Consider the following 17484-nt stretch of genomic DNA (forward strand, 5'->3'; position numbering starts at 1 on the left):
GAGAATCCCTCTTGAACGCTTTGTTATGTGCGTGCTAAACGGTAGCGCCTTACAGTGCCCTCGGTTTCACTTATGTAGTTGCCAAGATACTCACCGCCACAGTTTTCAATAACCTTTTGGGACGCTGGATTGTCAATTGAACAAGTAACAATAACTGAATCAGTGACTATATGGTCTCGCACCCAAGCGAGCAGAAATGAGGCTACACCTTTACCACGAACTGACGGTCTAGTTTCGTAGCCAACATGCCCAATGGCATTTTCTACGTTGGCATTAGTACCTTTACGAACTCGAATAGCGCCTAAGATTTCAGAGTTAGATACGCAATAATAAGTTGTGCTGGGTAAATAACCGTTTTGTAACTCAGAAGTTGCCTTAGAACGTTCAACCAAACCGGATAAATAAGCTTCAGGATCTTGCTCAACGCCGGAATATTTAGCGATACCCGACTCCAAACATTCTTTCGCGTAACTTGCTAATATTGGAGCTAAATCTGGACTCGCTTCTACTACTTCCATGTCAATTTTCCTCAAAAGCACATAACGCCCTGTTAAGGGGTGAACAACGCTACCCCCCAGCCTAAACCATTGTGCCGTAAACACTAAAGCTAATTCAAACCAAAACCGCCAAGCGTTGTGAATCCCTCTTGAACAGTTTGTTAGTTGCCAAGGCTAAGGCTTTAACTTTAACTTGAAGTTGATTGCAGCTTTGCCAATACTAGATTTACGTGTTTTGAACAACTCAAATCAGGCGAAGTTTCAAAGCGCCTGTCACTGAAACCACTTGGAATTTACAACGCCGTAGAAAACGAACTTTGACACCAAACAAACCTTTTGGAACGACAATGCCGCAGAGCAGACTTTCAACAAGCCAATCAGTGTCTGAAACACAAAAATCAAACCGCACAAGGAACCGAAGCACGATTTTCACAGCCCCAAATAACTAGAAATGGAAATACGAAAACCTAGCCAAAAACACATGGACATTAACCCTAAACATTCTTCGTTAGGTACACTTGTCCTCGTTGGCAACTAACGCCCAATTAAGGGGTGAGCAACGCTACCACCCAACCTAAAGCATTGTACCGTAACCACTAAAATTGAAGTAGAAGCAAAAATGCCAAGCGTTGGGAATCCCTCTTAAATTGTTTGTTATAAAGCTGACTCTACGTTAAACGCCTTTTCTAACCACACCGAGCTAATGTACTGTCCATGTTTCTTTGCATACTCATTGAAAACTCCGACTTCTCTGAAACCAAACCGCTTATGTAATGCAACTGATGCGTCGTTTGGTAATGCAACACCCGACAATACACGATGGACACCATAAGCACGAATTGATGAGAACAACTGAGTATATAGTTTAGAACCTAAACCTTTCCCCTTTGCTTCTTGTGCCAAATAAACGGTCACTTCTACGGTGTCGTCAAAAGCTGAAATTGCTCTGTACTGTTGGGAACATGCAAAACCTAGCAACACGCCGTTTTCTACGGCTACATATAGTTGATATTTGGTAGTGCTAGAAAACTGAGAAAACCATTTCTGACGATTTTCCAGAGTAAATGGAACTTCCTCAAAACGTGCATTAGTATGCTCAATATAAAAATTAAAGATGTCGGTGATACCAGCAACATCTTCAAGTTTACCTGTTCGAATTTCCAAGAAATGTCCTTTTTCTTCGAGCTTTATAACGCCCTGCTAAGGGGTGAACAACGCAATACCGAAGCCGCTGCATGCCACCTTAATCATTAAAATCAACGCATAGTGAAAATGCCACGCGTTGTGAATCCCTCTTGAGCAGTTTGTTAGTTTGCAGACCCAAATGGTTGATTTTAAGTTATTTTAAACTTTGCGAACAACAAACTTAATGTGCTTTGATGCACCTGAGTCAGGCGTAGTCTCACAGCGGCTAGTCAATGAAACCACTTGGAACAAACAACGCAGCAGAAAACGAACTCAAAACACCAAAAAGCACTTTTGGAAAACCAATCTCACAATGCGGACTTTCAACAAAGCCACTGAAACCAAGTGAACTTACCACACCAGAGAAAGCGTCCTTTCAGCAAGTAAATCTGCTTTTGTACCAATAAAGTCACAGAGCAGAGTTTCAGCAAAAAAGTTCGACTCAATTAACGCCAAAGTCGCAACACCAAAGAACAAATCACCCCTTGAAACGACGCCAATTTTGGATTTTAACCGAGGTCGTCAACGCTGAATTTGATATCCAAAACCACAACTTTGTCTTTGAACTTTTACCGCTAAATCTTGCGATATAACTACGTGTTTCCTCTTGCAAACTAACGCCGCGTTAAGTGGTGAACAACGCTAACCACCAAACCTAAAGTATTGTACCTTAAACACTTAACCCTACTGGACCTGAAGTCGTCAAGCGTTGTGAATCCGTCTTAAACGCCTTGTTAGCTGAGTTCCTGTAGCACATTTCGCAGATCGGTCGCAAAAGGAGCTAAGCATGTCTGATCTATCTTAAATCCAAACTCCAAATTGTGAGTAAAATCGCCATACTTAGTAAAGTAACCGCTGACTAATACATGGCCAAGTTTAGTCACCTCAAACTTTACGAAATGTTCACGGTAGTCTTCTGTTAGCTCTGCACTTCCAACTATGTTTTCAGCCATCTTTTCAATGCTTTCAACAAAACTCTGCCCGTTGTCGAAACAGACTTGTCCGCAATTACCAAACCCTATAGAGGACACAAGAACTCGGCACTTGAATGAGCTACCCCTAAATAACTCAAAATTGGTCATCTCAAAGACCAATTCATCATCGTTAGTTAATAGTTTAACCACTGTTGTATTTGTTGACTTTAACTTCATGTTGTCCTCTAGCAGCTAACGCCAAATTAAGGTGTGAACAACGCTACCACCTAAGCTAAACCATTGCGCCATAAACACTAAACTTACTTAAAGCGACGGCGCCAAGCGTTGTGAATCACTCTTAAATTTATTGTTAACTGCAATGCTACGCAAGAGCAAATTGCCCTCTTAGATATTCACTAAGGCCATATTGGTCGGGAAACTGGCTGTAATCGTCTATACCAAGCATCTGTAGAATTGTCTTTAATTGCGCTACCAGATGACTAGGGATTTCAAATTGTTTTACGCAGTCTGGGCACTGACTTTCGATCGCCTCCTTACTTTGAGTATGAACGGTAAAGCGCCCACGTTGAGCAGCGATTCGACGGTTACCATGAGGAGGCTGAATGGCAAATGGTTTGTTAATTTCTGTTCGACCTAAAATTATGTCTGCTATGTCATAGTTTGAACTGTAACTTGCTGAACCAGGAGCCAAGCGTGTTGTGTCATAAATAATGGAATCTCCAGTGCTTTCAAAACTCAATTTATATGGATTTAGCATCCAAATACACGGAGAGGAAGGAGCGCCTTTTAAAGCAAAATATAACGCTGTACCTAAAGAGTTAGTCCAATCCAGTAGCCTCGTTGGAAGCCCGTAGTGCTGCATATCCAACAAAGTATCCCAGTCGTCTTTTGTACAACCATTTATTGCAGCTACATGAGCTTTATATTCATAAAAAAGTCCAGCTTCATTTATACCTTCTCTTCGATGAATCGTTGGCACTAGCTGATACTCAAAGTTACTATGCCCTCGATACCATACCTGATCAGTTCTACCAGGAAGCATTACATTTGCTTCATTTGCTAGGTGTTCAAAAAATTCAGCTAAATTCATTTTTTCTCCTTGCAGTTAACGCCGCATTAAGGTGTGAGCAACGCTACCACACAACTCAACCTCACCACCGTAAATACAGGACCCAACGATGGAATGAAAAATGCCAAGCGTTGGGAATCACTCTTAAATGCTTTGTTATGTGCGACTTAGTGATTGCTCGCATTTCACCCAAAGAGGTAACCAACTAAAGTCTGCATGCACTAAAGAGGCAGAGTGACAATCGCTTACTGGTAAATGGTTAAGTGTCTTTAAAATGAGTAGACCCGGATTAAATGCAAACATTAGTAAGTCAGTAATCAAGTGATCATACTTTGACATTAATTCTTCAATTTTCTTCTTACCATCACCAACAGAAAACTCATAATTGTTGCCTGCTTTTGGTAGCATCAGATGCAATACACTATCCGCTGCTGGATGTGTTAGCTGGCATAATTCTGAATAACATTCATAAAAATCTTTCCCCGTTTGTTCCTTGAGGTTATTAACATAAAAAGCTGCACTTTTTGCTTTATGAGTTTCTGGAGCTTCTTCTCCTCTTTGGAGCCGGCGACCGTGAGAATAGTGGATGAGTAAATCTTCTAGTTCTTTGATGCTATAAACATTATTCGCTTTTTCAGCAATGCAATCTGAAATAATTTTGTGGTTGTCAGCCAGAGTCTTGGCAACGGCAATAAGGGCTTGCGAGCTATCACCTGTTGATTCAATTAGCGAGCGAAAAGAGGAAGCAAATGGTAACAACATACCATGCTCATATGCCACTGCCATACCCTTTACCCACTCCAGATTTCGGACGAGCGACGAAGCTCCACCAAAGTGCGCTCTATAAATAAGTTCTGACATGTAAGTGCTGTTAAGCAACTGAAGCGAACTAACGTCACTTACAAATGTATACTTTACCCCTTCGCTATCATTCAACGCGTTGATAATCAAAGGCTTATAGCCTTCAACTAGATCCTTGCCAAATAAATCATAATAGGTGTCCATCTCTTCTCCATAATAAGAATTTTAAATTTTCCCCAAAGCACATAACGCCCTGTTAAGGTGTGAGCAACGCAATACCGAAGCCGCCGCATACCACCTTAAACACTAAACGCAACGCATAGTAAAAATGCCAAGCGTTGCGAATCACTCTTAAACAGATTGTTAAATTTCAACTAGTACCATTCTGACTGTTCATGCTCTTCAACATCTACCTCAATGCTATGTGCCTTAGGTATGTACAAGTCTACAATGTCGATATTTTCTAACTCCCCTCCGACAAACTCGTAGCTCAAGTTAAGCTCGCATGTAAAGTCAAATGGAATTACCTCTTCTCTTGTAGTTGACCCGAACGAATAGAAATGTCCATCTTCTTTGTCGTAAACACCATTGGAAAAATCTGGACCAGTAACTGTCACATCTAACTCAATAGTTAAGTCTAAAGTCAGTTGACACTCTTCGTCGCTTACATGAACAACGTTGACTTCAAAATCACCGACTTCTGAAACCGAAAAACTATCAACCTCCGCGTCTTCCCAAGTTGAGCTGTTGTATACGTCACTCCCAGAGATATACTCTGAAACTTGAGCTTTAATATCATCCGTCTTTGATTCGATAAATTGCTTTATCTTTTCTGTTCGAGCATTGGTATGGAGGTTGTAAATATCAAGTAACTTTTCCAAACTATCAACAGCTATAAGTCTGTCATTTCCCTCACAATATGTTTTGAGATCTTTATCGTCTGAGATGACGTATAGCTTTTCGTTATCTTCGAGATATGTCTCTAGAGACAATAAAGAAATTGCATCTGGAAACTCAGATTTTTTCTTACCATCACCGAAAGGAGCCTTTTTCTCAAAATAAAGCTCTAGTAATTTTTCAGGATCTATTTGGTCTGCTTCAACATATTCATAATTACATTCTGCATTGAAACTATGGAAAACTTCGTTTGCTTTACTATATACATCCTCCTCTCTAACATCTGCAAATAAAGAAGACAAACTTGGATCGGCTATTGTAGACAGGATATGAGCTTTTCTTTTAAAAGACTGAAGTGACCCCAGCGCTTCCTTAATGGAAAGCGCGATTTTATTTTCAACTTCTCTTTCAACTACGCTGGTCATCAGGTAGCGCAACTCTTCCTTTTGACAAAGCTCTTTCAAAGACAAAAAAGAGATAGATTCAAAATTATAATTACTTTTTACAAAATACTGCGTATCTATAAATACATTTCTTGTTTCTAACATTATGACACCTATGTCAATTTGAAATTTAACGCCGCGTTAAGTAGTGAGCAACGCTACCACAAAACTAAACATTGCCACCTTAAACACAAAACCCAACGATTAACACCGAAAATGCCAAGCGTTGGGAATCTGTCTTAAACGCTTTGTTATGAAACACTTACCGGCGTATTCATAGTCTCCCATTTAACTTCAGTTTTAAACTCATTAAAGAGTATTGGAGCCAAAATTAAATTATAAGTCACTGAATGGTTTGATATTGGAAGTATATTTTTTGAACGCATCTTTCCAAACAAAACATCAGACTCTTCGTCATTATAAAAAAGTATAGCCTGTTTACCTTTCGGTATGATCGGTAGTGCTTCAAAATCAAAGTCACTTACATTTGGGACAATATAAATTTCCAGTTCACCACTGGTGTTCTCAAACTCTCCATTGTCTCGGTATACAGAATCAGAAAAACCATAGCTGATTGTCCAATATATTGGCGTTTCCAAAGAGTCTAGCAAAATTCCGTTTTTACATTCACCAGTCGAAAAAGATGACACACTCGACTCAATAAAATTATGGCTCGTTAATAAGCGTGAAATCAGATTCGTATATGTATTTGGATCCAACCTAGCAATTGAACTTCTCAAAGGATCAAGGTTTATAGCGAGAACTCTACCCTTGTAAGTAGCTTCTGCTCTAACTGATGGGACAAGACATCGCTGACTCTCAAAGAAACTATCATTGAGAAGAGCACTCTTCTCAATTTTGATGTCAGTTTGAGTTTTACCAGCGTCATAGAAACATTGAATCTGCTCTGAATCAATATAGTAAAACTTATTATCTTTTTGACTATACACTGTCAGATATACGGGTTCACCGAAGTTGCCCCAATACTTAATGTGCGTCATTTTTATATTTCTTGCCGTAATGTATGAATCAGTATCATAACGATCTGATGTTTGCTTACCAGCTGCGATCCCTTTGAATTGAAACCATACTTTTCTACTGCCAATGCTTTTGCGAGTGTCATCAGAATAGAGAATTAAGCCAGTATCAATTCCGATGAAGTCCTTTGGAATTGCCAGTTCAAGCCCAAATTTTTTCTTAAAATTAGTATTGAACTCATCGAGGTAATCTTCTTCGAAAAGCACAGTATCTGACATTGGTAAATTCATATAATCGAAGTTCTCCTGTGTTTCATAACGCCTTGCTAAGGTGTGAGTAACGCAATACAAAAGCTACCGCATGGCGCCCTAATCACCCTAAGCCATCGCATAGTAAAAAATGCCACGCGTTACGAATCACTCTTAAGCAATTTGTTAGTACATGCGCTACTTCTATTTGTGCACTCCAAGATATTGAAAAGTGGCATGATATGAAAGGCTTTGAACACTGAAGTGAGACGGGCAGCTACAAAACTTTACCGCAATTGAGAGACGAAAGTTGGTTAGAAGATAAACGCACTGAACTGCCCTACTTTTACTTGCTTCAAATTAGAAAAGGATTCGGTCCTCGTACTCCGACGACAGCATCAATTACAACCAAGGTTCTCTCAAAAGCCACCACTAAAATGAAGAAGCACCAAAGAAATAGGTTAAGAGTTAGAAACCGTAAACGGTGAAATCAAAGCGAACACTCCGCATATAGTGCCACCGGATAGAACGTGAAAGGCACTAACTGAAAGGTGTAAATTCGAGCGCCAAAACAGATAAACACCAGAGCTTGTGACCTTTGATGCCAAACCCGTACTAACGCCCTGTTAAGGTGTGAGCAACGCAATACCGATGCCGCCGCATAACACCTTAATCACCTAAACCAACGCATAGTAAAAATGCCACGCGTTGCGAATCACTCTTAAACAGTTTGTTATGCGATTAGACCCACCTAGCCTGAGTAACTTCAGGTTCAGCTCTCATTCTGGTCGTACCTAACTCAACGAATAGTGCATACCTATAATGGAGATCCGTTTTATAAGCACGAAGTTTGAGCATATCTTTGCCACTACCAACACTTGATGACGATTTTTTAAACTCAATTACCAGTAAATTATCATTATTACTGCCCCTACGGTGAACAATAATATCCGGATAAACTGTCATTGCATTATCATCGAATACAGTGGTGTCTTCTGTACCAATATACAATTCCTTTGGGTCATGTCCATCTCGATTAAACTCACAATCAACATCATAACGCTCGAATTGTGCTTGCAAATACATACCAATTCGATGAGTAAGAGAACGTTCATTCGCATTAACTTCTAACAAATATCGATCACGGTCGATAAATTGTCTAAGAGAGGCAATGACCTGTTCTGCTACTTCTGGGTTTTCTCTAAGTGTCGTTTCAATTTCTTCGTTCATAAATTCTCAATCGCATAACGCCCTGTTAAGGTGTGAGCAACGCAATGCCGAAGCTCCCGCATACCACCTTAAACAGTTTGTTATGCCTTGCCCCACTCGGTTCGCAGGACTGCCAAAACCACTGTATCCCACCACTGCTCTTTGAAAAAACGATGTTCTCTAAAATGTGCTTCTTGGCGCATGCCCAGAGACTTACAAAGCTTAATAGCTGGCAGGTTTTTACTGATTGTCTCCGCATAAATGCGGTGAACTCCCAACTCCGAGAACCCAAAATCTGCCAGAGCCAAAGCAGCTTCATGACTTAACTTATTACCTTGAGATATTCTGGAAAATGCACATCCCATCGAAGCCTGCTGATTATCCTCTAGCCGTAAACAAACAGTACCAACGAACTCACCTGACACCTTACACTCGACAGCTAATTGGTATGATTTTCTTGGTTTCTCAGAAGCCTGAGCGATAAACAAGCGTGTTAACTCTCGGTATTTATTAGGGTCACAATCGCTTTCGTCATAGAAACGCTGATATTTAGCATCCTGAGACATAGCAACAAAAGCGTCTTCATCGTTCGGAGTCATATCCCTAATAATCAGACGCTTAGTCTCGATTTTAAACATCGAAAGTTCCTTTTCCTTGTGAGGCATAACGCCCTGTTAAGGTGTGAGCAACGCAATACCAAAGCCGCCGCATACCACCTTAAACACTAAAGGCAACGCATAGTAAAAATGCCACGCGTTGCGAATCACTCTTAAACAGTTTGTTATGTTTACAATTCAATCATATCAGCCACTTGATAGCCTATGTTAGTTACCTCAAAAGTTTCACCTTTATTGCCTCTAGCTACTATAAGTTCATTTGCATCAAGCTCTTTGATTGCAGCTTCCCATTTGGCAACCTCACGCCTTTCACTACTTGGGGTAAAGTTCTTGCCATTAGTTTGTACCGTTGTTCCATCTAGAAACTCTAGGTACATAATAGTTCCGTGCTGATCCTGACTTGCTTCTTTCAGCAATATTTTCGCTTCATTCGATAAAGAAGGATACTTAGTTTTTGATTCGACTAGTTCGCTTTCATCTAAGTTATTGTCACTGGGAAGAAACAAGGGGTGTTCATTAAGTTTAAGTTGTAGTTGGCGATAAAACTTTTCTTTAAAGTCGCTGTGACTATCGTAACTTTCATATAAACCACGACTTTGACAGCTTTCCTTGAACTCACGCAGAGCTTTGACCTGTTCAAAATCAACGCTATCCATTACAACTGGCTGACTAGAGAAATACAGCATTGATGGTTTTTCACAAGCTATATGCTTTTCAATTTCCTCTACTGTTCCACTGGCATACTCATTCGTAGCCGTACCAATCCTTGTCCAAAAAACACCTACCAGAAGATCGCACCTATCAAGCACTTGTTTGTTGATTATTGTTTGAGCTGAATGCCCCATTTCAGGAGAAGAGTGCGATTCCCAACCAATTGGTAGTAAAACTATATTCCTTGAGGATGAATGGACTGCATTCCATTCGTAAATTACGTCTCGAATAATTGAACGCTCAGATGCTACATCACCTGGTGAAGCGATCATGACGTTGAAGACTCTAGCATTGTAACTCATTATTAGTACTCCATTTTTAGCATGGATATGGGGACTGCTCATCAATATACAAGTGATAGCACATCAATTTGGAAGATTGTATACATAACGCCCAATTAAGGTGTGAAGCACGCGACCACGACACCTAATTTGACCACCGAAAACACTGAACTTGACCCAAACCAAAAGTGCCAAGCGTGCTGAATCACTCTTAAATTGTTTGTTAAATGTAAATCAACCTTTGGCCAACCATCCAATAAAAGCAGCAAGAACACCACCTAGAATGCTCAATAATGGATTAGATAGCCATCTATATTCCTTATTTTGTTCAATAGCTCTAGAATGAAGTTCAATGGCAGTTTGAATAAGAACGGTTATTTCTTCTCCACTAAGCGGCGTTCGTGAGATTCTCTTTTTCTCTTCATCATTCAGCGCATTAAATTCTTGAAAACTCAAATCTCTTTGTTCATCAACATTATATCGTTTTCGATAGCTTCGCCTCCAAGCTAAAGAAACCTTTTTACCTTCTCCGTCAACACGAAAAAACTCTGGGTGCTCTTCAAATATCGTTTTCCAATAATCTGCATTATTTTCATCACCTGTAATTCTCATCGCCCAGCCAGCATAATCAAGCTTATAGAACCCATACTTACCCATAACTTGGATAGCTGAAATAACATTACCTAACCGGTTGTGATTTTTTAAATAGGGGGATTTCGACATTTACTAAATTATCTCCATTTACATTTAACGCCCTGTTAAGGTGTGAGCAACGCAATGCCGAAGCCGCTGCATGCCACCTTAAACACTAAAATCAACGCATAGTAAAAATGCCACGCGTTGCGAATCACTCTTAAACAGTTTGTTATAGCGCTAGTTTGGCGTAGTTGATGAAGACGCGTTTGCTGCTTGAGTTGCTTGTTCTGGTGTCATTTGGCCAAAAAGCGTGTCCATCATAAAACCAATTCTCTTACTTGCATCACCAAATTTATTAGGATTAGCGGTATAAGGAACTTTAAATTTCACTTCCCCAACTCTTTGCCCGCCTTGATAAGCTGTTATCTCCGCGTTTTTCAAATATAACGCCAGATCCCACCCCCAGTGACCTTCATATTCAAGAGTCAATTTGTTCAGGTCGTGCTTAGAATTATCAGGTACGACAACATAAGAATAGTTATGTTCTTGTAGCCAAGACTCAATTGTATTTTGGAACCCAGAGCGAGTTTCATTATCTTTAACAACAACTATTTCCGACTTAATATTAGTCTCAGGAACAGGGGTGCCCATATATCTGGGAGACCCACAACCAACTAGTGTAAGAGAAGCTAAAGACAACACTATAATTTTTTTCATTTTTATTTTCTCATATTGTTTTTCAGACACATTGTATCTGTTAGTTTATGCGCTATAACGCCCAATTAAGGTGTGAGCCACGTTACCACGACACTCAAATTGGACACCGTAAACACTAAACTAAACCCAAACCAAAAATGCCAAGCGTGGGGAATCACTCTTAAATTGTTTGTTATATGCACAGAATTTCCACTTGTTTGATGGCGTCAGAGAATACTTTATGACACTTAAAATTGGGCTGACTGCCTACTTTATGCCAAAAGAAATTGAATTCATGCCCGCCGTCGTCTTGAGTAAAGAAACTCCAGTTATTCGGTAATTGTTGCTCTATTTCACAAAGCACGAAGTGCCACAAATGATTTTGAAACCCGCTTTCCCAACTACCTAGGTAGCGAGTTCTTGATACGCTAGATAACCCTGATTCTTCTTTCAGCTCTCTCAAGGCGGCACTTTCAATAGAAATATCCGACTGTTCTAATGTGCCTTTAACCAACTGAACTTCAGCTAATGGATGTTCAAACAGCAGTAACTCGCGATTGTTTCCTGATTTTCTAAGCACTATAGGGCAAACTTTGACTTCCCTCTTTCGGATTCTTTCTTCCACTGAACTCTCCCGTGCATATAACGCCGCATTAAGGTGTGAGCAACGCTACCACGAAACCTAACCAAACCACCATAAACACAAAACCCAACGATGGAATGAAAAATGCCAAGCGTTGGGAATCACTCTTAAATGCTTTGTTATGGCGCAGACTTATAGTTAGCACTACACCAATTTTCCCAACTCGTGTTACCCAATTTTTTATGCGCTCTAGTGATACGATATGATAACACGCCACCCATAATGCATCCGAAGCATATTGTAGAAACTAATTGAATGAGCCAATTACCTGGCTCTACACGCCAAAGAAACAGCCACATAAATAAGCCCCATATTAATCCGAAAACTATCCCTTGCTTAAAGAAAACTTGAACTGGAGATTGAAAGACTAGAGGCTTAGTCTCGGAGAAAATGAGCTTTGACCAAAGGTTAGCATTTAGTTTAGTCAAATCTTTGGGGACGCCTTTCTCGACTAAATGCTGTTGAATAAATGCAATATTTTCCATTATAAGTCCTTTTATATTCGTAATATCCATTTTTCAGTTATATAGAGAGCTCAAATACCACCATGCGCCATAACGCCCTGTTAAGGGGTGAGCAACGCCAATACCGAAGCCGCCGCATATCACCTTAAACACTAAAACCAACGCATAGTGAAAATGCCACGCGTTGCGAATCCCTCTTGAACAGTTTGTTAGTACTAAAATTCCTCGCGAGTATCACGCTCTTCATATTCTGGGAAATCAATTTCGATGAAGCCGTCATCATTAAGGACAAACAATACGCTTTCATGTTCGATATCAGCTTCATTCATATCAGAACAACCACGATAGACTTCCCAATCGTATGAATAATCGAGTTGATATTGATTACAGCCCACAAAAGAAATGTTTTCGACTTCTATACCATTAACATTGTGAGCCATATGATCTATATGAGATAGATCTGGGATAAGTTTCTGTTCAAAGTCACTTTTGTTTTCAGATAGAAATCTAGTTAACTCTTCGCACAAGTGAGCGCCGTTAACTAAGGGTTGAGATGAACTAGAAAAGAACATTTTCAAATACTCCGAAACCTAATTTAATTTTGGTACTAACGCCCTGTTAAGGGGTGAGCAACGCAATACAAAAGTCGCCGCATACCGCCTTAAACACTAAAACCAACGCATAGTGAAAATGCCACGCGTTGCGAATCCCTCTTGAACAGTTTGTTATGTGCGTGCTAATTGAGGTACTTTTGCCAATGTTGTTGCCCTGTCAAAACTACTCTGTAATCTTCGTAGTCCAATGAACTGTAGAGCTTTTTAGCTGCAACATTATCATCATCGACCTCTAGTGTGATTTTGAGGTAATCATTATCACGACAATACTGTTCGATACCGTTCAGTTGCGCTTTGCCCACACCTTTACCACGAAAGTTGTCCGACACCATAAAGTCATGGATATTCATCACTCTTTGCGCACGATAAGTTGAAAACGATTCAAAGCAAACCGCAAAACCGGCGGGCTTATCGTCGACAAAACTAATAAATCCGTGGAAATAAGGCAACGCAAATAGCTGAGCAATTACTGAGAGATCTAGTTCAACTGAGAATCCAGATAGATACTCTTTGAACAGAGTCTCGAATATACTTTTGTCCTCAATACTTTCTGTTTCAATACGCCTGATTGTGATTTCCATATTCATTTCCACCAAAGCACATAACGCCCTGCTAAGGGGTGAACAACGCAATACCGAAGGCGCTGCATTCCACCTTAATCACAAAAATCAACGCATAGTAAAAATGCCACGCGTTGTGAATCCCTCTTGAGCAGTTTGTTAGGCAATAGATGACAACAACCAGTTGAAGAGTGGTATAACACCAAAGCGAATTATGCTTAAACTTGTGGCTATGATGGCTAATGAGGATATTACCTTTGCATGTTTCTCAAAAAAATTTCTGACTTTGAAATCAACACTTTCCTTACTACATTGCCACCTATGCCCGTCATAATATGTGAAGTAGAAGTCAATTGAGTAATCACCTGCTTTTACATCATCCTTTAACTTAAGCTTGTAATGAAATGGAGCGTTCTCGGCTTTTGACTCGGTAAATACAGATTTAGAGCCTGATGAATTCCCACTCTTATCAAAGATTAAAGTTGATTCATCCCACCCTTCCGCCATAACCCCTGACAAATGACAGGTGAAGCCTTCATCACCAATTTTATCCGATTGATTACCAAATGATATTTGGTCGCCATCTTTTTTGATACTGTTTACTACGCAAGAGTTTTCTTTATCAAATATTTCAGATGATATATAGCATTGGATTTTGGGACTTTGGATATCGCCATATCCTGTAATATATTGCTCAAACTCAAACATATCACCTGGATTAATCGTCTTTGAAAACACTCTTGAAGCTAAATGGTATGCTCCAATTTCATCCGCATACCTACCAGTTCTAGCCTTATTTCTAAAAATTATAGATTCCACAATACTTCCTTCTTTGCCTAACGCCCTGTTAAGGTGTGAGCAACGCTATACCGAAGCCACCGCATACCACCTTAAACACTAAACCCAACGCATAGTAAAAATACCACGCGTTGCGAATCACTCTTAAACAGTTTGTTATGCATCACTTACATTCACATAAATTATCAAAAAAATTTGATTTAATTGCCCATGCCGCAATCATTAAAATTGGTACTGGGTACCCTATGGATTTTATTATCAGACTATCAAGCGTGGTCAAAGCTATGCCGATCCCTTCATGGTTTTTATTTGCACAATAATTAAGTTGATCACATACTAAATATTTAATTGCCACTGAGTGTTCGAAAAGGGCATTTCTCACATTACCGACCGCTAACCGAATAAACTTTTGCTCTCGTTCATCCCTTGTCAATGGTTCCAAGCCAGAGTCAATTCCTGAGACAGCATAACTATAATCTGAGTTTTTTTCTTGGTTTCGCGTTAACCGCCCTTCGTTTATCAGATGTAACTTAAAACAAGAACCCATATGCGCTTCTATACTTTCAAGACTTTTGTCCAACTCATTCAGAACCATGATTAAGCCTCCATTTTGAAAACAAAACTTAATCATAGCCTAAGCTAGTCAAATCACCATTGATGCATAACGCCGCGTTAAGGGGCAGCAACGCATTGCCACCAAACTTCAATTTACCACCGAAAACACAAATACAAAGATTTGAGCCGGAGTCGCCACGCGTTGACTGTCCCTCTTGAACGCTTTGTTATGTGCGTGCCTGCTCTTGCACCACCGTCACCCACTTGGAACGCCACTCCTGCACTTCCATTGGGTCTGGCCAGAACTCTTTCTGTTTACGGATAAGCCCATTTTCTACCGTATGGAAAGTAATAGCACGCGCCTTTTGAACGCTATCAGTTATAGAAACATCAGTGACTACTGTTTCGCCATCGCAGACGATTGAATGAACGACGAACTCCCAAGTACCATTTGCTGGATAGTAAGAGTTGATTGCTGTGAAGTTGTCTCGTCCAACAATAAGCTCACCAGATTGAGGCCAAAACCCTTCAAAATCTGGGCTAAGCCACTCACTTGCTTTCGCGAAATCATTAGTTTTCATTGCGTTCCAATAAGCTAAGACGACTTCCTTTGAATTCATTATTTCCCTTCAAGCACATAACGCCCTGTTAAGGGGTGAGCAACGCAATACCTAAGCCGCCGCAAACCACCTTAATCACTAAAACCAACGCATAGTAAAAATGCCACGCGTTGCGAATCCCTCTTGAACAGTTTGTTAGGGCGTAGAGCCTATTGATACACGCTGACTTCTATTAAGTTGTTATCAAGATCCAAAAAATAGACCGATTGGATTGCACCAACAGCTCCTAATTTTTCGACTGGACCCTCTATGATTTTGACATTTTCTTTGACTAAATGGTTTACCACTGATGTCAACGGCCAATCTGAAATTAAGCAAACATCACCTGAACCAACATTAGCTACATTTCGCGGTTCTTGGCCAAGAAGCTGAAAGTTAATCTTTTGATTTCCGAACGTTACAGCCTTACGGCCATTGGCAAAAGTTACTTCTTCCATGCACAAAACCCGTTTATAAAAGTCCACTGATTTTTCTATGTCGGAGACTGTGAGAACAATATGATCTATGTGATTAATCATCGTTTTACTCCTTGCGCCCTAACGCCCTGTTAAGGGGTGAGCAACGCAATACCGAAGCCGCCGCATAACACCTTAACCACTAAATTCAACGCATAGTAAAAATGCCACGCGTTGCGAATCCCTCTTGAACAGTTTGTTATAACACAGTTTTACACGTCATCTTCCGATAAAATTTGACGACAATTACGAACCGTTAGTACGCGGATTTCGTGACTTAAACTGTAGATAATACGATAGTGACCAAAGATGATTTCACGATAGTTCGTGTGGGGCATTTCAGGAACAAACCGCCCCATTTCAGGCATACTTCCAAGTAGTTCAGTTTTATCAAAAGCTTCGTTTACCCACCTCTCTGCTGCAGGTGGATTATCCAAAGAAATAAACTCCGCTGCATCACCTAGTTTCTGAAGTGCTAATGGAGACCAGACTACTTTCATTTTTTAATGCGCCCAAGTACTTGAGCACGCGCATCATCATTGGAAACACCAAGACCAGAAGCTAACTGAGCTTCTGCTGTGCGCATTTCTTCCAGTAACTCGATTTTCTCTTGCATTGCTTCATACTCAGCAACATCAAGAACAACAGCAACGCCTTTGCCTCGTTGCGTAATAACCAATGGACGACGAGTCTCATTGATTTGTTTGATGTATGAAGCTACACCGGCACGAAACTCAGACAAAGGCTGAATATCTTGATCGAAATGAATACGACTCATATTGAACTCCAGTTAGTACAAAATAGCGTACAAATAATAGTTCAACTGACCCTTTTGGGCAAGAAGTTGATTCTGTGTTATAACGCCGCGTTAAGGGGTGAACAACGCCACCACCTGACCTAACCCATTGTGCCATAATCACAAAAGCTAAACTTTGAACCAAAACTGCCAAGCGTTGAGAATCCCTCTTGAACGCTTTGTTATGTGCGTGCTAAACGGTAGCGCCTTACAGTGCCCTCGTTTTCACTTGTGTAGTTACCAAGATACTCACCGCCGCAGTTTTCGATAACCTTTTGGGATACAGGATTGTCAATTGAACAAGTAACAATAACTGAGTCAGTGACGACATGCTCTCGCACCCAAGCGAGGAGAAATGAGGCTACACCTTTACCACGAGCTGACGGTCTAGTTTCGTAGCCAATATGCCCAATGACATTTTCTACGTTGGCATTAGTACCTTTACGAACTCGAATAGCACCTAAGATTTCAGAGTCAGATACGCAATAATAAGTTGTGCTGGGTAAATACCCGTTTGATAACTCAGAAGTTGCCTTAGAACGTTCGAGCAAATCTGACAAATAAGCTTCCGGATTTTGCTCTACACCCAAATACTTAGGGATACCCGAATCTAGGCACTCTTTCGCATAACTCACTAATATTGGAGCCAAATCAGGGTTGGCCTCTACCACTTCCATGTCGATTTTCCTCATAAGCACATAACGCCGCGTTAAGGGGTGCCGGCACGCAATACAAAAGCTACCGCATGGCGCCATAAACACTGAACTCAACGCATA

23 protein-coding genes and 1 pseudogene are annotated in these 17484 nt (G+C 40.4%); all 24 read right to left on the reverse strand.

From position 1 onward, the window contains the following. Positions 1-23 precede the first annotated feature (23 nt). On the reverse strand, positions 24-518 hold the full coding sequence (locus MSG33_RS22840; protein WP_161609123.1) for a GNAT family N-acetyltransferase: 495 nt from the start codon (positions 516-518) through the stop codon (positions 24-26). 633 nt (positions 519-1151) lie between these two features. Beyond that, a complete protein-coding gene (locus MSG33_RS22845) occupies positions 1152-1661 on the reverse strand; it encodes a GNAT family N-acetyltransferase (protein WP_248382224.1) in 510 nt (169 codons plus the stop codon). A 755-nt stretch (positions 1662-2416) separates the two neighbouring features. Continuing rightward, positions 2417-2833: a hypothetical protein gene (locus MSG33_RS22855; RefSeq protein ID WP_248382226.1), complete on the reverse strand. Its 417-nt coding sequence runs from the start codon at positions 2831-2833 to the stop codon at positions 2417-2419. 145 nt (positions 2834-2978) lie between these two features. Continuing rightward, complete coding sequence (locus MSG33_RS22860; RefSeq protein WP_140275656.1) at positions 2979-3707, reverse strand: FRG domain-containing protein; 729 nt, start codon at positions 3705-3707, stop codon at positions 2979-2981. A 135-nt stretch (positions 3708-3842) separates the two neighbouring features. After that, a complete protein-coding gene (locus MSG33_RS22865) occupies positions 3843-4691 on the reverse strand; it encodes a hypothetical protein (RefSeq protein ID WP_248382228.1) in 849 nt (282 codons plus the stop codon). Between the two features lie 170 nt (positions 4692-4861). After that, positions 4862-5932, reverse strand: a complete 1071-nt coding sequence (locus tag MSG33_RS22875) for a PIN domain-containing protein (protein ID WP_182035287.1) — start codon at positions 5930-5932, stop codon at positions 4862-4864. Between the two features lie 146 nt (positions 5933-6078). Beyond that, complete coding sequence (locus MSG33_RS22880; RefSeq protein WP_248382230.1) at positions 6079-7095, reverse strand: DUF4365 domain-containing protein; 1017 nt, start codon at positions 7093-7095, stop codon at positions 6079-6081. Between the two features lie 699 nt (positions 7096-7794). Continuing rightward, on the reverse strand, positions 7795-8283 hold the full coding sequence (locus MSG33_RS22890) for a hypothetical protein (RefSeq protein ID WP_248382232.1): 489 nt from the start codon (positions 8281-8283) through the stop codon (positions 7795-7797). An 80-nt stretch (positions 8284-8363) separates the two neighbouring features. Further along, a complete protein-coding gene (locus MSG33_RS22895; protein WP_248382233.1) occupies positions 8364-8900 on the reverse strand; it encodes a GNAT family protein in 537 nt (178 codons plus the stop codon). Between the two features lie 149 nt (positions 8901-9049). Beyond that, positions 9050-9892 (reverse strand): DUF4062 domain-containing protein, encoded by an 843-nt coding sequence (locus tag MSG33_RS22905; protein WP_248382235.1) that lies wholly within the window; start codon positions 9890-9892, stop codon positions 9050-9052. A 213-nt stretch (positions 9893-10105) separates the two neighbouring features. Further along, positions 10106-10594, reverse strand: coding sequence for a hypothetical protein (locus MSG33_RS22910; RefSeq protein ID WP_020840814.1), 489 nt, complete (start codon positions 10592-10594; stop codon positions 10106-10108). Between the two features lie 35 nt (positions 10595-10629). After that, positions 10630-10732: pseudogene (locus MSG33_RS22915) on the reverse strand (DUF3265 domain-containing protein). A 12-nt stretch (positions 10733-10744) separates the two neighbouring features. After that, entirely contained in the window at positions 10745-11254 is a 510-nt protein-coding gene (locus MSG33_RS22920; protein ID WP_228071953.1) for an Sbal_3080 family lipoprotein, read from the reverse strand. 142 nt (positions 11255-11396) lie between these two features. Further along, positions 11397-11828 (reverse strand): NUDIX domain-containing protein, encoded by a 432-nt coding sequence (locus tag MSG33_RS22925; protein WP_248382237.1) that lies wholly within the window; start codon positions 11826-11828, stop codon positions 11397-11399. 137 nt (positions 11829-11965) lie between these two features. After that, positions 11966-12331: a DUF6404 family protein gene (locus tag MSG33_RS22930; protein WP_248382239.1), complete on the reverse strand. Its 366-nt coding sequence runs from the start codon at positions 12329-12331 to the stop codon at positions 11966-11968. Positions 12332-12525: 194 nt separating this feature from the next. Then, complete coding sequence (locus MSG33_RS22940; RefSeq protein ID WP_041061979.1) at positions 12526-12882, reverse strand: hypothetical protein; 357 nt, start codon at positions 12880-12882, stop codon at positions 12526-12528. A 164-nt stretch (positions 12883-13046) separates the two neighbouring features. Next, complete coding sequence (locus MSG33_RS22950) at positions 13047-13505, reverse strand: GNAT family N-acetyltransferase (protein ID WP_248382241.1); 459 nt, start codon at positions 13503-13505, stop codon at positions 13047-13049. A 138-nt stretch (positions 13506-13643) separates the two neighbouring features. Further along, a complete protein-coding gene (locus tag MSG33_RS22960; protein ID WP_248382243.1) occupies positions 13644-14303 on the reverse strand; it encodes a hypothetical protein in 660 nt (219 codons plus the stop codon). A 142-nt stretch (positions 14304-14445) separates the two neighbouring features. Continuing rightward, positions 14446-14877, reverse strand: a complete 432-nt coding sequence (locus MSG33_RS22970) for a hypothetical protein (protein WP_248382247.1) — start codon at positions 14875-14877, stop codon at positions 14446-14448. A 187-nt stretch (positions 14878-15064) separates the two neighbouring features. Continuing rightward, complete coding sequence (locus tag MSG33_RS22975; RefSeq protein WP_248382249.1) at positions 15065-15457, reverse strand: nuclear transport factor 2 family protein; 393 nt, start codon at positions 15455-15457, stop codon at positions 15065-15067. Between the two features lie 149 nt (positions 15458-15606). Continuing rightward, positions 15607-15975, reverse strand: coding sequence for a VOC family protein (locus MSG33_RS22985; RefSeq protein WP_248382251.1), 369 nt, complete (start codon positions 15973-15975; stop codon positions 15607-15609). Between the two features lie 149 nt (positions 15976-16124). Further along, on the reverse strand, positions 16125-16412 hold the full coding sequence (locus MSG33_RS22995) for a type II toxin-antitoxin system RelE/ParE family toxin (protein WP_248382253.1): 288 nt from the start codon (positions 16410-16412) through the stop codon (positions 16125-16127). After that, a complete protein-coding gene (locus MSG33_RS23000; RefSeq protein WP_000086647.1) occupies positions 16409-16690 on the reverse strand; it encodes a type II toxin-antitoxin system Phd/YefM family antitoxin in 282 nt (93 codons plus the stop codon). Before MSG33_RS23000 ends, MSG33_RS22995 begins: the two co-directional genes overlap by 4 nt. A 200-nt stretch (positions 16691-16890) precedes the next feature. After that, positions 16891-17385: a GNAT family N-acetyltransferase gene (locus MSG33_RS23005; RefSeq protein ID WP_248382255.1), complete on the reverse strand. Its 495-nt coding sequence runs from the start codon at positions 17383-17385 to the stop codon at positions 16891-16893. Positions 17386-17484: the final 99 nt, after the last annotated feature.

Origin of the sequence: Vibrio sp. 1CM7H, assembly GCF_023161645.1 — a bacterium.
Classification (GTDB): Bacteria; Pseudomonadota; Gammaproteobacteria; order Enterobacterales; family Vibrionaceae; genus Vibrio; species Vibrio diabolicus.